General features: G+C 59.0%; 13 protein-coding genes and 1 pseudogene. 5 read left to right on the top strand and 9 right to left on the bottom strand.

Annotated elements, in window-relative coordinates; all coding sequences use genetic code 11:
- The first annotated feature begins 338 nt into the window (after nt 1-338).
- Nucleotides 339-1418: an ATP-binding protein gene (locus AB6M95_RS14845; protein WP_371387530.1), complete on the top strand. Its 1080-nt coding sequence runs from the start codon at nt 339-341 to the stop codon at nt 1416-1418.
- A gap of 83 nt (nt 1419-1501) precedes the next feature.
- Nucleotides 1502-1876 (top strand): hypothetical protein, encoded by a 375-nt coding sequence (locus AB6M95_RS14840; RefSeq protein WP_371387529.1) that lies wholly within the window; start codon nt 1502-1504, stop codon nt 1874-1876.
- 38 nt (nt 1877-1914) lie between these two features.
- On the opposite strand, the gene AB6M95_RS14835 is transcribed toward AB6M95_RS14840, so the two are convergent.
- Entirely contained in the window at nt 1915-3393 is a 1479-nt protein-coding gene (locus AB6M95_RS14835) for a B12-binding domain-containing radical SAM protein (protein ID WP_371387528.1), read from the bottom strand.
- Between the two features lie 400 nt (nt 3394-3793).
- Here AB6M95_RS14835 and AB6M95_RS14830 point away from each other — a divergent pair, with 400 nt between their 5' ends.
- Complete coding sequence (locus tag AB6M95_RS14830; RefSeq protein WP_371387527.1) at nt 3794-12577, top strand: glycoside hydrolase family 94 protein; 8784 nt, start codon at nt 3794-3796, stop codon at nt 12575-12577.
- 95 nt (nt 12578-12672) lie between these two features.
- Here the strand turns inward: AB6M95_RS14830 and AB6M95_RS14825 are convergent, their stop codons facing one another.
- The 8 genes and pseudogenes from AB6M95_RS14825 to AB6M95_RS14790 all read right to left on the bottom strand — a co-directional run bounded on the left by AB6M95_RS14825 (nt 12673) and on the right by AB6M95_RS14790 (nt 15791).
- A complete protein-coding gene (locus AB6M95_RS14825) occupies nt 12673-12969 on the bottom strand; it encodes a permease (RefSeq protein WP_371387526.1) in 297 nt (98 codons plus the stop codon).
- Between the two features lie 130 nt (nt 12970-13099).
- Nucleotides 13100-13186 (bottom strand): annotated as a pseudogene (locus tag AB6M95_RS14820) (desulfoferrodoxin); the annotation flags it as partial.
- A gap of 184 nt (nt 13187-13370) precedes the next feature.
- The gene (locus AB6M95_RS14815; RefSeq protein ID WP_371387525.1) at nt 13371-13550 is read right to left on the bottom strand and encodes a CsbD family protein; all 180 of its coding nucleotides are present in this window, start codon (nt 13548-13550) and stop codon (nt 13371-13373) included.
- A 35-nt stretch (nt 13551-13585) separates the two neighbouring features.
- Nucleotides 13586-13744 (bottom strand): DUF3309 family protein, encoded by a 159-nt coding sequence (locus AB6M95_RS14810; protein ID WP_371387524.1) that lies wholly within the window; start codon nt 13742-13744, stop codon nt 13586-13588.
- Between the two features lie 209 nt (nt 13745-13953).
- Nucleotides 13954-14733 (bottom strand): BON domain-containing protein, encoded by a 780-nt coding sequence (locus tag AB6M95_RS14805; protein ID WP_371387523.1) that lies wholly within the window; start codon nt 14731-14733, stop codon nt 13954-13956.
- A gap of 128 nt (nt 14734-14861) precedes the next feature.
- Nucleotides 14862-15101: a hypothetical protein gene (locus tag AB6M95_RS14800; RefSeq protein WP_371387522.1), complete on the bottom strand. Its 240-nt coding sequence runs from the start codon at nt 15099-15101 to the stop codon at nt 14862-14864.
- A 50-nt stretch (nt 15102-15151) separates the two neighbouring features.
- Nucleotides 15152-15382, bottom strand: a complete 231-nt coding sequence (locus tag AB6M95_RS14795; protein WP_371387521.1) for a HEAT repeat domain-containing protein — start codon at nt 15380-15382, stop codon at nt 15152-15154.
- Nucleotides 15383-15479: 97 nt separating this feature from the next.
- On the bottom strand, nt 15480-15791 hold the full coding sequence (locus AB6M95_RS14790; protein WP_371387520.1) for a BON domain-containing protein: 312 nt from the start codon (nt 15789-15791) through the stop codon (nt 15480-15482).
- Nucleotides 15792-16368: 577 nt separating this feature from the next.
- Between AB6M95_RS14790 and AB6M95_RS14785 the strand changes: the two genes are divergently transcribed.
- Both AB6M95_RS14785 and AB6M95_RS14780 read left to right on the top strand, forming a co-directional pair.
- A complete protein-coding gene (locus tag AB6M95_RS14785) occupies nt 16369-16995 on the top strand; it encodes a Crp/Fnr family transcriptional regulator (protein WP_371387519.1) in 627 nt (208 codons plus the stop codon).
- A gap of 1164 nt (nt 16996-18159) precedes the next feature.
- A complete protein-coding gene (locus AB6M95_RS14780; protein WP_371387518.1) occupies nt 18160-19116 on the top strand; it encodes an integrase domain-containing protein in 957 nt (318 codons plus the stop codon).
- Nucleotides 19117-19135 lie beyond the last annotated feature (19 nt).

The following is a 19135-nucleotide window of genomic DNA, read 5'->3' as shown; positions in this document are numbered from 1 at the left end:
GGATGACGGTTGCCGATCTGGAGCGAGGCTCTCCCCCCCGTTGCCAGGTTGTTCTACCAACACTCTGGGGCATCGGATCGAAACAATCCACATCGAATGGGATCGGCAACTCGCCAATTGCTCATGGCAAGTCTGGTTGATTTTATTATTGCTCCGCATCAACTGTTTTATGAAAATATGCAGTGACAATTCCAGGTCATGGAGTACTATGTAAATACTCACTGGCCTTTGTGTCTGCGTTTAAAATGGTGGGAATTCAATTTACAGTTTCAACCGTGCACATTGATTGAACATGATAATTGAATTGTAAATACGATGTTGCGGCAGGAGCCCAAACAATGGATATCAAAACATTCGAATCACCCGCACCCGAGGTCTGCGCCAGCAAGATTTTCGAAGCCTGCGGCGCAAAGTTCGATACGGACGTCGTTACCGATCTTTGGCAAAAAATCAGGCGGCATCAGTGGGTCCTGTCCGAAAGATTGAACCGGGATGTCGGCTTCAAGATCGCCTGCAACGATTTTGTCGAGAATATCGGTACGGACAAGGAACTCGCCACGCACAACCAGGAAAAACTGCTGGTGCAAATGGGCGCACAGGCCATCACCCGAGACATATGGGACACCATCTCCGACACCCAGCCACCCAAGAAGCTGATACAAAAGAAGATCATTCTCCCTCTGGTTGAGGAGGAACTCTCTCGGAAACATGGCGTCATTCCACCCAAAACCATCATTTTCTTCGGCCCTCCCGGCACGGGCAAAACCCATTTCGTCAAGGCCATGGCCGGGAGGCTGGCGTGGTGGTACGTGGAAATCATGCCGAGCATGCTCATGGTCGACGGAGTGGACAAAATCGGCGCCCACCTGCGCAGTGTGATGGAGAAGGCGCGAGACCTGGAAGAAGTCGTCATATTCATAGACGAATTCGAAGAACTTGCAGGCAATCGGGATAGAGCCAATCGCATAGACAGGTCCATCACCAATGAGTTTCTCAAGCAGGTCCCGCTTATCAAAAGCCATACCAGCAAGTTGCTGCTCGTCTGCGCGACCAACTACATCCGCCAACTGGACGCCGCCCTGCTGCGGCCTGGGCGATTTGATTGCATCATCCCGGTCGGGACTCTCGACGAGAGCGGAAGAGAAACCATTCTGAAATATTTCTTGTCCAAGATGAACGTAGGCGCCATCGATTTGGCGCGTATCATCGCCTTGACGGGAAAATACACCCCGGCCGACATCGAATACCTCTTTCAGACCATAGCCCAGCACGCCTTTGAAGAAGAATGCGAAAGCGGGAGCAACGTTCCGGTGACAACGGACGCCATCGTCCAGGCCATTGCAACCTTCACCCCCTCACTGACGGAGGGCGCGATCGAGGAGTTCAAAGAAGACATCATCAAATACTCACGCGCTTGATCCGCGCGGGTTTCCGCGAGCAGATTCCGCCATCACTCCGGCCGCCGGACTTCGGCAAAATGTCAACGCAACAAGGAGAGCATATGAGCACTCAATTATCATTCACCAAGCAGGAGCAGGGAGCCCGTAGTCGGTTCCGCGAGTTGCTGACCCAGGCCGAATCAACGGAAGACGTGAAGAAATTCTTCTATCAGACGGTGCGGGATCTACTCGTGGACGTCTGCGACTCGCTGCCCGTTTTCAACATTCCAGATGTGCAACTCGACTTGAGTCGGGGCGAGGGCTACTCGCTCTCGTACCGCCTGATGGACGAGGCGGACCTGAGCAACCTGATGCACGGTTCCGACCTGGATGACATCCTGAGGCGCTTGTCGAAAAACGCATGGAACCGTTACCACCAATTGGAAAAGAATCCGGCCAAGAGCGAACAGAAAATCTTTCCCATTCCGGGCAGTTGATCGGTCCATACGCAGGGGGCTCCGTGCCCCCTGTTTTCTCACACACCCATGATGCGCCGGGACACCCGGGTGAAATGCAAGCCTTGAATCGCAAGCTCGACCACGGCGGACAGGGCTTTCGGCTTGGTCAGCAGCGTCCTCAGCACCAGCTTCCAGTAGAGGATGCGGGCAGGTGAGGCGATGCCGACAGCCCACATGCTTTTCAAGAAGGCTTGAACATCCGTCCGGACCATTTTTCCCCGTGCCGTGGGTGCGTAGGAAGAGAGAAACGTGCTGATCCGGTCATAATATTTCCTTGGAGAGTACAGCTCTCCCACAAGTTTCTTGTATCCATCCAGCAGGGCTTCACCTCCCATGCGAGGATCGAAGTTCAGGCAGGCATCGGTATTCTCTCCACTCAATTCACCAAGCAGTCTCCCTTCGGATTTGAGCCGAGTCCATAATCTCGTATGCGGCATCGCGTTAAGAACCCCGATCATGGCCGTCACGACCCCGATCTCCTGAATGAATCTGAGTTGCTGCCCGAAAATCGACGAGGTGTCGTTGTCGAAGCCCACGATGAAACCACCCATCACCTGCATGCCGTGTTGGTGAATATCCCGAATCGCCGAGCTGAAATCGGTGGTGACGTTCTGTTTTTTCCCGCATTCGACCAGGCTTTCCGTGGAGGGCGTTTCAATGCCGATGAAAACCTTGTGGAAGTTCGCCGCACTCATCATTTCCATGAGTTCAATGTCCCGCGCCAGATTTATACTGGCCTCGGTCATGAGCTTGAAGGGGTAACCGTGCAGTCTCTGCCATTCGGCGAGCCTGGGCAGAAACTCCTTCACCCGGGCTATGTTCCCGATGAAGTTGTCGTCCACGATAAAGACGGACTCCCTCCATCCGGCATCATACAGACTTTGGATCTCCCGCATCATCTGATCGGGATTTTTTACACGAGGGCGCCGTCCGTTCATGGCCACGATGTCGCAAAATTCGCAATCAAAGGGGCAGCCGCGGGAATACTGCACCGACATGGAGATATAATCCTTCATTCTCAACAGGTTCCAGGCTGGGAGCGGCGTTGAGTCCAAATCGGGGTGCTCAGAAGACATATACTGTTTCTTTGCCGCTCCCCGTTCGAAGTCATGCAGAAATTCGGGCATGACGGTTTCGGCTTCGCCGACGATGAAATGATCCGCATCGGGAAACTGCTCCAGATGTGACCTGAAGGCCGGACCTCCCGCGATCACGATTTTGTCGGCTTCCCTGGCGCGTTTCATGATTTTCCTCGCGCTGGGAAGCTGCACCATCATGGCGCTGATCAGGACCACGTCCGCCCATTCGAGATCGGCGTTGCCCAAAGGGGCGACATTCGTGTCCACCAGGCGTTTTTCCCATTTCACTGGAAGCATGGCGGCCACGGTGAGCAAGCCGAGCGGAGGAAAGGCCGCCTTTTTGGAGACAAAGGACAGTATACTCTTGAAACTCCAAAACGTATCCGGATAAGCAGGATAGACAAGAAGAGCGTTCATAATTTTCACCTCATACTTACAATACCCCTTTCAGCGTAATTCACAATCATATTTATATTATTCTTTGGCATCGAGATTATATTTGTGCAGATACTGAGAATTTACGAATCAATACTTGCCGTTGCATCATTTTTTTGAGTCAAATGAAGATATTTGCAATAGTTATACTATCTGCGACCGCAAATTTGCGCTATTAATTAAACTACTCGGACACTCGCGCCTTCCCGGACGTGCTTATTCGTCAAGACGTCCCGGCCGGTAGGAATTCCTTCCATGTCCGTACCAAACCTTCACCGAAAATTGACCAGTCCGTGAAAGCGGTTTCGCAGGTCCTCCCACCGGCGAGCCCTGTTTCAATCCGTACGACCCCGCCACTGTTTCGGCGGCAGGAGATATCGATATGGGCATGAGCCACAAGGACATGGGCGACAGGCTTTCCGAAGTCTGGTCTCGCCTGCGCGAATCAGTCCGGGGCACGAAGAGGGTGGAAGAGGAGCCGTCCCTGCGCTCGACACTGTTCAACGCCGATCAGATGGAGCAGCACGGCAAGATTCTTGCGGAGTCGCACAAGCTGACGGCAAGGCGCTTCAGGGACCGTCTGCTAGCTCGGCTGGCTGAAAACCGGGCCGTGCTGTTCGATGCACATACGCAACTCACCGAGGACGTGAAGACGGGCCGCCGGATTTCTCCTGCCGGGGAATGGCTGCTGGACAATTTTTATGTGATAGAGGAACAGATCCGCACTGCCGGGCTTCACCTACCCAAGGGCTACAGCCGGGAGCTTCCGCGCCTGGCCTGCGGCTCTTCGGCCGGCCTCCCGAGGGTGTACGACCTCGCCCTGGAAAGCATTTTCCACAGTGACGGACAGGTGGCCCCGGAGAGCCTGAGAAGCATCGTGGTGGCCTATCAGTCCGTGGTCCCGCTGAACTTGGGCGAACTCTGGGCCATTCCGATCATGCTGCGCCTGGCGCTCATCGAGAATCTGCGCCGGGTGGCCGTCCGCATCGCCCGCTATAGAGCTGACCGCAACCGCGCCGAATTCTGGGCCGACCAGATGACCAGAGTTGCCGCCAAACAACCGCAAGACCTGATCCTGACCATAGCCGACATGGCCCGTTCCAATCCGCCCCTGGCGAGCTCGTTCGTGGCCGAAATTTCGCGCCGTCTGCACGGCAAGGGCCCGGCCCTGGCCCTGCCGTTGACCTGGATCGAGCAGCAGTTGTCCGAAACCGGCCTGACCATAGAGCAGTTGGTGTACCGGGAAAACCAGCAACAATCCGCCGACCAGGCCTCCATGAGCAACAGCATCGGCAGCCTGCGTTTCCTCGGCGTAATGGACTGGAGCGAATTCGTCGAGTCCACGAGTCTTGTCGAGAAGGCTTTGGGCGAGGATCCGGCCAAAGCATATGGCGCCATGGATTTTGCCACGCGTGATCGCTATCGCCATGTGGTGGAGCGGATGGCCAGGAGGAGCCCTTTATCAGAGGTTGAGGTCGCGCACAGGGCCATCCACTTGGCCCGGGAGGGCGCAACCGTTCATGGCGAATACTCCCTCACAGCCCATGTCGGATACTATCTCATCGACAAGGGCTTTGGCCGACTTACTCAATATGCGCAAGCGCACAACTCGTTTGCCGAGCGCCTGTGCGTGCCGGGCAGCCGGTTCCCCCTGCTGCTTTATGGCGGCGGCATCCTGCTCTTGTCGATACTCTTGGCCGGAGGTTTGGCGGTCAGGGCGCAGGCCGATGGCCTGCACGGGTATGGGCTGGCTCTGATGTGCCTGCTCCTGCTTGTCTGCACCAGCCATTTGGCGGTGGCCCTGGCGAACTGGGCGGCATCCCTGCTGACCACGCCGCACGTCTTGCCGCGCCTGGATTTCTCCAAGGGCATTCCGCAGGACCAGCGTACCCTGGTCGTCATTCCGACCATGATTACCAATGCCCCGGCCATCGAAGGCCTAGCCAAGGCCCTGGAAGTCCGCTTTCTGGCCAATAGAGACAAATACCTGCATTTCGGACTCCTTACGGATTTCAGCGATGCGGCCCAGGAGACACTGCCCGGCGATGCTTCCCTGCTGCTTCTGGCCCAACAGGGCATAGAGGGGCTGAACAGACGATACCCCAGCGCGACGGGCGACACTTTCTACCTGTTCCACCGGCCGCGCAGCTTCAACTCCCAAGAGCGAACCTGGATGGGTTATGAGCGCAAGCGTGGCAAGCTGGCGTGTTTGAACGGTCTGTTGCGCGACGGCCTGTCAGCGCCTTTTTCCCTCATTGTCGGCGATGCAAGCGTGCTTCGCGGAGCGAAATACGTCATCACCCTGGACACCGACACCCAGTTGCCCCGTGATAGTGCCCGGCAATTGGTGGGTGCCATGGCGCATCCGCTGAATCGTCCCCGCTACGACGAACATGCCCGGCGGGTGATCGGCGGCTACGGGATTCTCCAACCGCGCGTGACCACCAGCCTGTCCGGGACCAACCGGTCCCGATATGCGCGCATGTGCGCCAGCGAAGTCGGCATCGACCCATACACCCGGGCGGTCTCCGACGTATACCAGGACCTGTTCGGCGAGGGCTCGTTCATCGGCAAAGGCATCTACGAGGTCGAGGCCTTCGAGCGCATCCTTGGCGCGTGTTTTCCGGAGAACCGCATCTTGAGCCATGATCTCCTGGAAGGTTGCTATGCCCGGGCCGGACTTCTGAGCGACGTGCAGTTGTTCGAGGATTATCCCTCCAGCTACGGCGAGGATGTGAAACGCAGAACGCGCTGGATTCGCGGCGATTGGCAGATCGCACGGTGGCTGTTACCCGGCGCTCCCGGCGCCGACGGCTCGCGCCGGAAAAACCCGCTCTCGCTCCTGTCGCGGTGGAAGATCCTGGACAACCTGCGGCGCAGTCTGACCGCCCTTGCGCTGATCCTGCTCCTGTTGGCGGGATGGAGTGTTCCGGCTTCCGCCTGGTTCTGGACCCTGGTCGTATGCGGCATCATTTTGCTGCCGTCGGTCATCGCTGCGGTGTTGAACGCACTGCAAAAACCCGTGAACCTGTCCCTGGGGCAGCACCTCGTCACCGCAATGGAGCTACTGCCCAAACATTTCGCCCAGGCATTTTTTGCCCTGGTCTGCCTGCCCCATGAGGCCTTCTACAGCCTGAAAGCCGTGGCAGGCACCACCTGGCGGATGCTTATCACGCATCGGGGACTCCTTGAATGGGAGCCGTCGGGCGGGGAGTGGAGCAAGAACCGCATTGACCTCGTTGGCTCGTACCGGAACATGTGGTTCGGACCGTTCCTCGCCATGGCCACGGCCTTCGCCCTTGGTGCGGCCAACCCGCCTGCGTTGCTCGCGGCCGGGCCGGTGTTGAGCCTCTGGTTTCTCTCCCCGGTCCTGGCCTGGTGGCTCGGTCTTCCGCTTACCCGCCGCCAGGAACGGCTCACGGAAGGCCAGACCCTGTTCCTACGCAGAATAGCCCGCAAGACCTGGCGTTTCTTCGAGACCTTTGTCGGCCCGGAGGACAACTACCTGCCGCCGGACAACTTCCAGGAACGGCCCGAAGCCGTCATCGCGCACCGCACCTCGCCCACGAACATGGGCCTGGCCCTCCTGGCCAATCTTTCCGCGTTCGATTTCGGCTTCATCTCTTGCGGACAACTGATGGAGCGTACCTCGCGGGCTCTGGAAAGCATGGAGCGGATGGACCGGTACGAGGGCCATTTCTTCAACTGGTACGACACCCGCACCTTGCAGCCGCTTGCGCCGCGCTATATCTCCTCAGTCGATTCCGGGAATCTGGCGGGGCATCTCCTGACCCTGCGGGCGGGGCTGTTCGCACTGACCGAGGACCATATCCTTTCTCCCCGGCTGTTTGAAAGCCTGGGCGACATCCTGGATATCGCCCAGGACGACCTGTCTGGCGACCTGCCAACCGCTGCCGCGTCACGGATGGACGCGTTGCGCCGGGATGTGGCCGAGGCCGCGCTTAATCCGCCCGTCACCTTGAGCGCCACGCGGCTGTGCATCGAGAGGCTGACGAAATCGGTAGCGGCAGTGGCCGACAGCCGGGATTTCCAAACCGTCGCCCCCGAAAACTCATTCCGCTGGTGGCTCCAGGCCTTTGCCGGGCAATGCAGGGACGCCCTTGCCGAACTGGACCTGCTGACTCCGTGGGCGGCGTCTCCCCGCGAATTCCCCGAAGAATTGGCTTTTTTGGACGAGATTCCGACGTTGGGCGGCTTGGCAGTGCTGGAAACCCGGTTCGGGTCCGCCGCAACAGCGGCGCAGGCAGCGGAAATGCGGGACATGATCAGTGCTGCCTGCAGGCAGGCCAAATCCAGAATGGGACGCCTGAACGCGCTCGCCCGGCATTGTGACACCCTGGCCCGGATGGATTACGGATTTCTGTATGACAAGACGCGGCACCTGCTGGCCATCGGCTACAATGTGGACGAACGTCGCAGGGACCAGAGCTTCTACGATCTGCTGGCCTCGGAGGCGCGGTTCGCCACCTTTGTGGCCATCGCCCAGGGGCAGTTGCCGCAGGAGAGCTGGTTCGCCTTCGGGCGGTTGCTCACCTCCGCCGGAGGAGAACCGATTCTGCTCTCCTGGAGCGGTTCCATGTTCGAATACCTGATGCCCACCCTGGTCATGCCCAGTTATGCGAACACGCTGCTTGACCAGACCTGCAAGGCGGCAGTGGCCCGGCAGATCGACTACGGCCGCAAAAACGGTGTACCCTGGGGAATCTCCGAATGCGGCTACTACGCCATTGACGCGCACCGGAACTACCAGTACCGCGCTTTTGGCGTGCCCGGCCTGGGGCTCAAGCGCGGCCTGGCCGAAGATCTTGTCATCGCGCCTTATGCCACGGCTCTGGCGCTTCTTGTTGCCCCGGAGAAGGCCTGCAAGAATCTGGAGCGCCTGGCGAAAGAGGGGCTCGAAGCCCGCTATGGCTTGTACGAGGCTGTCGACTACACACCGTCTCGTCTGCCGCGCGGCCAGAAAAGCGCCGTGGTCCGGTCCTTCATGGCCCACCACCAGGGCATGACTCTCCTGGCCCTGGCCGGGACACTGCTTGAGGGTCTGATGCAGCGGCGTTTCGAATCCGACGTCCGGTTCCTGGCCACACTTCCCCTGCTTCAGGAGCGCATCCCCCAATCGGCGGCTTTTCTCGCTCACACCACGGAACTTGCCGAGCATCACCAGGCGGCCGGGGCCGCAGCCACGCCCATGCGTGTCTACGACACTCCCGACACGCCGAGCCCGGAGGTGCAGCTGCTCTCCAATGGCCGTTACCATGTCATGGTCACCAACGCCGGCGGCGGTTACAGCCGCTGGGGTGACATCGCCGTGACCCGCTGGCGCGAGGACCCCACCCGCGATAACTGGGGGACATTCTGTTACCTGCGCGACGTGGACAGTCGTGAATACTGGACCACCACCCATCAGCCGACGCTCAGGCGCTCGAATCATTTCGGGGCGATCTTCTCTGAAGGCAAGGCCGAATTCCAGTGCCGCGAGCAGAACTATGACGCGCATACCGAGATCGCCGTCTCGCCCGAGGACGACATCGAGTTGCGCCGCCTGCGCATCACCAACCGCGCCCGCACGCGCCGGGCCATCGACGTGACCAGCTACACGGAAGTGGTTCTGGCGCCGCAGGCGTCGGACGCCCTGCATCCGGCCTTCAGCAATCTCTTCGTGCAGACCGAGATCCTCTCCGGGAACCGGGCCATCCTCTGTACCCGCAGGCCCCGCTCTCAGGATGAAAATCCGCCGTTCATGCTACATCTGATGGCCGTACGCGGCACCGGGGGCACGGGCGCCTCCTGCGAGACCGACCGCATGCGCTTCATCGGCCGCGGCAATACCACCGCCGCCCCTCTGGCGCTGCAAGCGGATGGCGACGGGTATGCGGACTCGCTCTCGAACAGTGAAGGGACGGTGCTCGACCCCATTGCCGCCATCCGTCAACGCGTCACCCTCGATCCGGGCGAGTCCGTGATCGTCGATATGATCTTCGGCATTTCGGAAACCCGCGAAGGGGCCCTTGGCCTGATGGAAAAATATCAGGACCAGCGCATGGCCGACCGCGTCTTCGACCTGGCCTGGACCCACAGCCAGGTCCAGCTGCGCCAGTTGAACGCCACGGAGGCCGAGGCGCAGCTCTATGGGAGGCTGGCCGGTTCGATCCTGTACGCCAATTCCGCGCTCCGGGCCGAAGCGGAAGTACTCATCAAAAATGCCCGTGGGCAATCCGGACTCTGGGGCTACTCCATTTCCGGGGACCTGCCCATCGTGCTGTTGCAGATCGAGGACGCGGCCAACATCGAGTTGGTGCGCCAGCTGGTGCAGGCCCACGCCTACTGGCAGCTCAAGGGACTGGCGGTGGACCTGGTGATCTGGAATGAGGACCATGCCGGATACCGGCAGATTCTCCACGACCAGATCATGGGGCTCATCGCCGGAGGCCCCACGGCAAACCAGGCGGACCGGCCCGGGGGAATATTCGTCCGGCCCGTGGACCGCATAGCGGAGGAGGATCGCATCCTGTTCAAGGCCGTGGCCCGAGCCGCCATCTCCGACGCCCGGGGGACCTTGGCGGAACAAATCGGCGGTCACGGCCTCGCGGGGACAACGATGCCTCGACTCGTCCCGACACGCCCCTTGCGTGCGGCCCCCCCCGCCGTTGCACCGCTGCCGCGAGAGGACCTGAGCTTCTCCAACGGCCTGGGCGGCTTTACACCGGACGGCAGGGAATACGTCATCACCACGGCCCAGGGACAACGGACGCCCACACCATGGATCAACGTGCTGGCCAACTCGGATTTCGGTACCGTTATCTCCGAAAGCGGCATGGGCTGCACCTGGAGCGAGAACGCCCATGAATTTCGCCTGACCCCTTGGAGCAACGATCCGGTCAGCGATTCGCGGGGGGAGGCCTTTTATATCCGTGACGAGGAGCGGGGCCATTTCTGGTCGCCCACGCCGTTGCCCTGCCGCGGGACCACGCCCTATGTCACCCGTCACGGCTTCGGATACAGTGTCTTCGAGCACGCCGAGCGCGGCGTCGTTAGTGAGCTGTGGGTCTACGTGGCTCTTGAAGACGCCGTCAAATTCGCTGTGCTGAAAGTCCGCAACGAGTCGGACAGAGCGCGCAGGCTTTCGGCCATCGGCTATGCCGAATGGGTGCTGGGAGATTTGCGCAGCAAGACCGCCGAACACGTGGTCACTGAAATCGATCTGAACAGTGGGGCTCTTTTTGCCCGCAACTCTTACAACACCGAATTCAGCGGCCGGACGGCCTTCTTCGATGTTGACGAAACCACGCGCACCGTGAGCGGCGACCGTGCGGAATTCATAGGCCGGGGGGGCACGTTGGAGGCCCCTGCCGCCATGACGCGCACCCGGCTTTCCGGCAGGGTGGGAGCCGCCCTTGATCCCTGTGCAGCCATTCAAGTGGCTTTTGACCTGGAGGCCGGGCAGGAGCGAGAGATCGTCTTCCGGCTCGGCATGGGGCGCGACGTCGCCGACGCCAGGAGCCTGGTTGAGCGCTACCGTGGACCGAGCGCCGCGCGCATGGCTTTGGACAAAGTCTGGCAGCACTGGACGCACACCCTTGGGGCAGTGCATGTTGAGACCCCGGACCATGCGTTCAATTTACTGGCGAACGGTTGGATCCTGTATCAGACCTTGTCCTGTCGCCTCTGGGCGCGTTGCGCAACCTATCAATCCGGCGGCGCGTTCGGCTTTCGCGACCAGCTGCAGGATGTCATGGCCCTCATCCACGCCCGGCCGGAGCTCGTGCGTGAGCATTTGCTGCGCAGCGCCAGCCGTCAGTTCAAGGAAGGGGACGTGCAGCATTGGTGGCATCCTCCGACGGGCCGGGGCGTGCGCACTAATTGCTCCGACGACTATCTCTGGCTGCCGTACGCCGTGACCCGCTATGTGCGCGCCACCGGAGACACCGGCGTGCTGCACGAACCCGTGGGTTTCCTGCAAGGCCGGAGGTTGATGGCGGACGAGGACTCCTACTATGACCTGCCGGGACAATCCGAAGAGATGGCCAGCCTGTACGAGCATTGCACCAGGGCTATCGAGCACGGCCTTCGCTACGGCGTACACGATCTGCCGCTCATGGGGTCAGGCGATTGGAACGACGGCATGGACCTTGTGGGTCGGGACGGCAGGGGCGAGAGCGTGTGGTTGGGCTTCTTCCTTTTCGACGTACTCAACGAGTTTGCCGCAATTGCTCGTTCCCATGGCGACGCCCTTTTTGCCGAACGCTGCGACACCGAGGCCGCGGAACTGCGCGGCAGTATCGAGGCCAATGGCTGGGACGGCGAGTGGTATCGCCGCGCCTTCTTCGACGATGGCGCGCCGCTCGGTTCCTCGACAAACCCCGAGTGCCGGATCGACTCCATTGCCCAAAGCTGGTCCGTGCTCTCCGGGGCCGGAGAGTCGGAACGTTCACGCCAAGCCATGGAGGCTGTGGACCAGCGCCTGGTCCGCCGCGAGCAAGGGCTGGTGCAGTTGCTGGATCCTCCTTTCGACTCCTCCCCGCTCAATCCCGGCTACATCAAAGGCTATGCTCCAGGGATACGGGAAAACGGGGGCCAGTACACGCACGCAGCCGTCTGGGCGGCCATGGCCTTTGCTCGGCTGGGTGACAATCGTCGTGCCTGGGAACTGTTCGGCATCATCAACCCCTTGAACCATGCACGCACGGCCAAACAGGCCTCGGTTTACAAGGTCGAACCCTACGTCATGGCGGCGGATGTCTACGCGGTATCCCCCCATGTCGGCCGGGGCGGATGGACTTGGTACACCGGCTCTGGGGCCTGGATGTATCGGTTGATGCTGGAATCGCTTCTCGGCCTCAGCCTTGAGGTGGACCGACTGCATTTCTCCCCCTGTTTACCGCCAGAATGGAAGGAATTCACTCTGCATTACCGCTATCGGGAAACGGTATTCCACATCCAGGTTGTGCAGGTCTTGGAAGAGAAGGAAGAGTTGAGCGTGAGCCTGGACCGCATCCAGCAGCAGGATGGCTGCATTCCCCTGACGGATGATCGCAAGGAGCACTGGGCCGAGGTGCGGGTGCCGATTTCAGGGGCAGGCACGCCGACGGCAGAGTCTTCCATGAATGGGGGAAGCCCCGAACAACCGCCGGATGCCGACCTGTAGCCATGGGAGTAATCCCACTGCTCCTAGAGTCCTTTCGGTAGGGTCAACCGTACCACAATCCGCATAAACAGGATGAGCAGGACGCCGCCGATATATTAACCGACCACGAGCTGCCAGGAAAGGAAAAGCCCGATGATGATACCGAGTTCCACAACCAGATGAGTGCAGGCCAGCAGGCACGCTAGGGCGGGCACCAGACCAGCACCTTTCGCAAAGAGTGAAGGCGTGGCGGACAGGGCGGCAAAGCTGCACGAACTGGAAATGGAGCCGAAGATCGTACCCAGGCGCACACTGGACGCCGAGGTCTCGCCCATGCCCTGTTTCATCCGTTTGCGGGTCACATAGACCTGAATCACGCTGCTTGTCAGATATCCAAGTCCGAAATACCCCAAAAGCCATCCAGAACAGTCCGAGGCTTGTCATGGCAGCATCATGCCGCAAAGTCAAAAAGACAGCATACCATTTGTTCAAAGGGGCTGTGCCAGGTCACTAGCCCCTTTTTGTTGGCTGACACTTGAGCAGCTATTGTTTGTCCATGGGTTGATCGCAGCAGACGAGTTCGCCTTCGCCACCTTTCTTCACTTCAATCACTGCACCACAGACGGCACATTTATAGGCTTCTCATTATTTAAATGATTATGACCGATCCTGGCAGGGACCGATATACTTTTTCTTGTTCTCAACCGACACAAGCACCGGCGCGGAAGACAGAGGAGAAAGCCGAGACCCCTGGGAGAAATGACATATCATTCCCATCCCGGCTCCTGATCAAATTCCACTAGCGGAGTTTGCCCTAGTTGCCCGCGGCCTCTTCGATCTCGCCCACTTCGGCCTGAATCTTTCCGGCAAGCTTCTCCGCCTTGCCCTTGATCTGCATCTCGTGGTTGTCGATGGCCTTGCCGATGACTTCCTTCACCTTGCCGGAAGCCTGGTGCAGCTTGCCTTCAACTTTATCTTTCGTGCTCGATTTCATGATTTTCTCCTGTCGTTTACAGATGATGGCGCCGTCTACAATCTGCCGGTCAGCAGCAGGACGACGAGGATGAGCGCGATGAGGCCCAGCCCGCCGCTGGGGCCATAGCCCCAGGAGCGGCTGTGCGACCAGACAGGGATGATTCCCAACAATGCAAGCACCAAAATGATGAGGACTATCAATCCAAGAGACATGATCTCTCCTTTGTTAAAATGTTGGCGGGAATGGGCGGTGGAGGACTCGGGCGTCATCCCGATCAACCTCCGCCGCCTTTACCGGCCGAGCCCATGAGAATCTGGAACAACATGACCATCCACCCATCTTCCTGCGACGCCGACCCGTTGGGGGAAGGGTCGGTGGGCTGCCGTTCGGCCTGCTCCTGATTCTCTTGCTCCAGGGCGTTTCAGCTGATCTTGATGTTGTTGACCACATCCTTCACGCCATGCACTTCACTCACGTACTTCTCAGCCAGGTCCTTTTCGGCACCATTTTTGGCCGTGCCGCTCAGGGTGACGATGCCGTCCTTGGTCGTGACGGTGGTGTTCAGGGCGCTGGTCGAGCGATGGTACAACAGGGTGCCCTTGACCATGGCGGTGATGGACGCATCATCAATGGAGTCGCCGACGGCTTCCATCTTGTCGGCGCCCTTGGACGTTTCCTTGGCTTCACCGGCCACAGTCATCTCGTTGATGACCCTTTTGACGCCTTCGACGTCCCCGGCATACTCGGTGGTCAGGTCCTTCTGGGCCAGGCTCTCGGCCTTGCCGCGCAGGGTGACGACGCCCTTTTCGCTGGTGACGTTGGTCCCGACGGCATTCACGTTCTTACTGAACAGAAGGTTGAACTTGACCTTGGTGATGAGCCACGCGTCCGAACCGGGAGCCGGGGTCTTGTCCTTCATGATCAGCTGGTTATCCACGCTTTTCACGCCGGGCAGGCCTGCAACGGTGTCATTGGCCAGGGAGCTGTGGGATTCCTCGCCAACGGTTCCGGTCAGCGTCACGGCGCCGTCATTGGACGTCACCTTGATGTCGTCGTCCTTGAGGTAGGTCTTGAACACATAGGAATCCTCGGCGGCGGACTCGATGCGCGTGTCCGTCGAAGCGGCGTACACGGTGGCAGCTCCCAGGATGGCGAACGACAGGACCAGAGTCAGGCTCAACAGATACAATGCTTTTTTCATATGAAATTCCCCTTACGGTTAGAAAGCCAGGCAGATATGTTTACCAGATACGATATATTTCAAGGCCGCCGGAACACTGAAAATTTGAGGAACGCGAACCCGTCTCCAGTTCATGTGCCGGGTTTATGCTAGCCCGCACTCCAGGTATTCTCGCTCATACGGGCCAGGAGCTTCTGCGCAAGCAGGGACGCGGACTCGGGACGCGCTACCAATTCCAGGGCCGACATCAGGGGCACAAGCAGGTCGTCGTAGCCGCTTTCCTGCTGATTGAGAAAGACATGGAGCGCGCCCTTGCGCAGAGCCACCGACTCTATACCCTCCAGCGCGCCCAGCAGCTCCGGCCAGGCCGCCCTGCCGAAGGTTTTCAAGCCCTCAGCAGCCAGCCAGACCACGTCATCATCGTCGCCGCGAAGCGCCTTCACCAGGGTGGGGATGGCCCGTTTGTCGCCATGACGCCGAGGGACTTTGCCGCTTCCAAGCGAACCTTGTCTGAAGGGGAGTCCTGCAGAGCCTTCATGAGAGAGGGGACGGCAGGCGCGCCCATGGCCACCAGCGATTCCCGAGCGCTCTTGCGTGCCATGCCGTCCTTGCTGCTCAACATATTCATCAAAAAATCCAGCGTATTGCCTGAAAAATTCTTGTCGATCATAGTATCCCCTCCTGGGGGAGATTGGATGTCTGGTCACGGTGCGGAGCGGTTTGATATCCCGCCACCGCAACATGACCGCCGTGCATGCAGGCCTTCGTTATTTGACCCGCATTTTCTGATCGACTGACCTTACACCATTAACCTTGCGCGCTACTTCCACGGCTTTGTCGATGTTGGCCTGGGAACTGACGAAGCCGCTGAGCTGGACCACACCCTTGAAGGTCTCCACGTTGATCTCGCTGGACTTCAGGGTCGGCTCATCAAAGATCATGGCCTTGACCTTGGTGGTGATGACGCTGTCATCAACATACTCTCCCGTGCCTTCGTGCGTCCGTGTGGAGGCGCAACCCAGGGTAAGGGCCATCAGGGCGACAAGGAGGAAGACGATAATGCTGCTGCGTTTTTTCATGACGATATTCTCCAGAGGTCTGACGAAGGCACATCTCCCGTGCAACCGATTGCTTCAAAAGGGGGAGGGTGTGCTTCGTAGGTTGTTGTACAAGGTGTTAGCGCGCCATGCTTGGTCATTGCCAAGCCCCAGGGACGTTGACGGGAAATTGATGCGCTAGAGTATTCCCATGATGAACGACCAGGCCGGTATGGTGCTGAGAATCATCAGGATGATGATCAGCAATGATATTGAGCCAAACGACATAATAATGCTCCTTCTGTTAGGGTAAGACCTTTACGATACGAGATTTACCCCAGTGCCGAGAATCGGTCTGTGCGATAGTGCACTTACGGGCATTGGTTTCAAATTTTTCTTTGCTCAAGATGGAGATAAATCTGAACCAAAGGCTTGTTGGCCTAAGTGCAATAGAGTATGGTGGCGGTAATACTCATAATAATCCATGCGGATTCCCACGATATCGGAGGAGGCGCGCATGCAATCAGCACCTACGCTGAAGCAAAATCATCTTTTGGCCGCCTTGCCAGGGGCGGTCCAGGACCGTCTGTTTCCTGACCTCGAGTTGGTGGAGTTGCCTTTGGGCGAGGTCTTGTACGAGCCCGGGGAAGCCGTGACCCAGGTATATTTCCCCACGAACGCCATCGTGTCCTTGCTTTACGTGATGGAGGACGGTGCCTCGGCCGAGATCTCGGTGGTGGGCAACGAAGGGTTCGTTGGCGTCTCCCTGTTCATGGGCGGGGGAAGTACCACGAGCCGGTCCGTGGTTCAGAGCGCCGGATGGGCGTTCAAGCTGCCGGGCCAGAGGTTCATGGACGAGTGCAACCGCCATTCCCAGATGGCGGAACTGGTGCTGCACTACCTCCAATCCCTGATCACGCAGATGGCCCAGACGGCGGTGTGCAACCGCCACCACTCCATTGACCAGCAGCTCTGCCGCTGGCTGTTGCTTTCGTTGGACCGCCTGTCGGACAATAACCTGGTCATGACCCAGGAACTCATCGCCAACATGCTCGGCGTGCGCCGTGAAGGCGTCACCGCAGCCGCAGGCAGGCTGCATAAGCTCGGCGTCATCGAGTACAGCCGCGGCCGCATCACGGTGCTGGACCGGCCTCAACTTGAGGCGTTGTCTTGCGAGTGCTACAGCGTGGTCAAGAAAGAGACCGACCGCCTGCTGCCTTATCTTGTGCCTCGCAAAGACGGATGAGGGACAAGGGAGAAGGATCGGCGAGAGCTGAGGTTGACGCCCGCGTGAAATATGGTTGGTCCGTGTAAAGCGCATTTGTTTTGGCGGGCGGCCTTGTGTCGAGGAGTCGTCCTGAACCGGACACACCGGCCAAACAGTGCACCCCCTCCTGATGCAATTATCCGCATCGCCTATGTTTGCCATAGTCACAGTGCTTTGATTCAGGGGAGACCGAAGTGGCGTGAATGATACCAATGAGCTTTCGATTACGGAGCTGCGCATCCTACTGAAGCCCGACGCAAAACCGTTGCTGTGCGGACCCGAGGTCCAGATCTTTCGGTACGTGATGCCCTCACTGAGGGAACATCTCGAAGAGTGCCTGTTGGGGCACCTGTAGAACTTCCGGCTATTATCCTAGCCTCAAGGAGCTAGCGTTTCCTCGTTTCGGCAAAGCCGTAAACCTGGAAACGTCAATGTGTGAAGTCTGAGGATATATCCCTTGAGCCGGAGTCGAAACCGCCATCCCTCTCGCCGTCGCCTGCGTGGATCACGACGCAAGCAAAGTTGCCGGGGCAAGGCTGTCCGGCTCGCCGGGCACCCGCAGGGCTCGGCCTTGCCCCGGCGGCTGCTTGCGTCACGCTCGCGTAAAAAACGGCGGAGGTGAAGAAATCGTCCCGCCTGAGCTTGCGCGAAGGTTTCGTGGCGTCATATGGTAGGGCATATCCACCGGATAAATCGGTCACCAGAAGGAGGTAAAACGCGATCAGGCGCGTTCATAAGTTTTGACGAAGTCTAAACTGATGAACGCTTAAGTAGGCACTAACGTGCCGTAACATCTAACACTTCGCTGCCGTTCATTTCCAGACGGCACGCTTTCACATCCAAACACCAGGCTGAAACACAGCACCACCGCCGGACAAACGACAGGTATCTAGAAATCTGCCGTTGTCGAAATTCCCCCATGGCCACCGCTTAATGCGCAGGACGAACGAGCCTGCGTGGTGGCACCCCTTATTGAATGGATTCTCAGGATTTTCCCTTCTGTGGGAAACGGACATTGATTTGTCCCGTGTCGGTTGTTGTGTGGCGCATTCGCGCCATAGGCAGGTCATTCTCCGGCAAACGGGGAAGGTCCGACTTGCTTTGTCCCGGGGCGCTGCCCCGAACTTCAGGAAGGAGATTCACATGAAATCCATCAGTCTGGTATTGGGCGCGAACAGGGCAACCCTGTCCGGTCCGCGCTCGAAGCAACACAGGGTCCGTCAGAATGCCCGAGCCTTTGCCAAGTGGCTTCGCCGTGCAGGGTTTGGGGTCAACAAATGGACCAACGTCACGAATAAGCATTTTGCGGCTGTTGCCCGGCAAATGCAGGAAGAAGGCAAGGGTGACGGGCGTATCGCCGAAATTTTTTCGGCGGCCCGTGACCTTTGCAAGGCCTACGGGAATACCGGCATCAGCCCGACCAATGACGTGTTCGACGTCCGGCGGGGCAGCATTGCCAACGCCAACAGCAAAGCGGTTGCCCCCGCCTTCGTGCAGGGGGCAATCGACAAGCTGGAAAACGAGCTTGGCTATGAATACGGTCCCCGGTGTGCCGCCCAAATCCGCCTGCAATGGGAACTGGGCCTTCGCCGGGAAGAATCGGCCAAAGTCGATCTGGTCAGCGATTGGGACAGGGAAGGGCGTAGCCTCCTCGTCCAGTACGGGACGAAAGGGGGACGGCCGAGGACGCTGATCAATCTGTCCGACAAGCAGCAGGAAGCCTTGGAACGGGCGTTGCCATATATCAGCCAATCCGACAGGCCGGGGATTCATAATCTCATGCCGAGCGAGATGGGTGACAAGTGGCAAGAAAAGCTTTCCTACGCTGCCAAGCTTTGCGGGTTCACCAAGAGAGAGAGCGGGTGGACGCTGCACAGCAACCGTCATGAACGGTTTCACCGTATGTACGTCGAGCACACGGGCTTTCAGCCGCCCAATCAGCACCCTTCAGTGGAAGCCTTTCAACAGGCCGCCCATGACAAGGCTGGGGATGAATGGCCCCGGCTCGACGCCGAAGCCCGTGACGAAATCGAAGTGACCGCAGGACATTCCGCAGGAAGGCGTGATGTGTCCGATGCCTACCTTGGCAGCAGTCAGTGACAGGACCCCGCTTCGGCGG

The sequence above is a fragment of the Pseudodesulfovibrio karagichevae genome, assembly GCF_041414475.1.
Classification (GTDB): domain Bacteria; phylum Desulfobacterota; class Desulfovibrionia; order Desulfovibrionales; family Desulfovibrionaceae; genus Pseudodesulfovibrio; species Pseudodesulfovibrio karagichevae.
This window is presented reverse-complemented; position numbering and strand designations above follow the sequence as displayed.

What these genes read in the sequence shown, in the direction of transcription:
- AB6M95_RS14845 (WP_371387530.1), top strand. Translation starts at nt 339, where the DNA reads ATGGATATCAAAACATTCGAATCACCCGCACCCGAGGTCTGCGCCAGC.
- AB6M95_RS14840 (WP_371387529.1), top strand. Translation starts at nt 1,502, where the DNA reads ATGAGCACTCAATTATCATTCACCAAGCAGGAGCAGGGAGCCCGTAGT.
- AB6M95_RS14835 (WP_371387528.1), bottom strand. Translation starts at nt 3,393, where the DNA reads ATGAACGCTCTTCTTGTCTATCCTGCTTATCCGGATACGTTTTGGAGT.
- AB6M95_RS14830 (WP_371387527.1), top strand. Translation starts at nt 3,794, where the DNA reads ATGGGCATGAGCCACAAGGACATGGGCGACAGGCTTTCCGAAGTCTGG.
- AB6M95_RS14815 (WP_371387525.1), bottom strand. Translation starts at nt 13,550, where the DNA reads ATGAAATCGAGCACGAAAGATAAAGTTGAAGGCAAGCTGCACCAGGCT.
- AB6M95_RS14810 (WP_371387524.1), bottom strand. Translation starts at nt 13,744, where the DNA reads ATGTCTCTTGGATTGATAGTCCTCATCATTTTGGTGCTTGCATTGTTG.
- AB6M95_RS14805 (WP_371387523.1), bottom strand. Translation starts at nt 14,733, where the DNA reads ATGAAAAAAGCATTGTATCTGTTGAGCCTGACTCTGGTCCTGTCGTTC.
- AB6M95_RS14795 (WP_371387521.1), bottom strand. Translation starts at nt 15,382, where the DNA reads ATGATCGACAAGAATTTTTCAGGCAATACGCTGGATTTTTTGATGAAT.
- AB6M95_RS14790 (WP_371387520.1), bottom strand. Translation starts at nt 15,791, where the DNA reads ATGAAAAAACGCAGCAGCATTATCGTCTTCCTCCTTGTCGCCCTGATG.
- AB6M95_RS14780 (WP_371387518.1), top strand. Translation starts at nt 18,160, where the DNA reads ATGAAATCCATCAGTCTGGTATTGGGCGCGAACAGGGCAACCCTGTCC.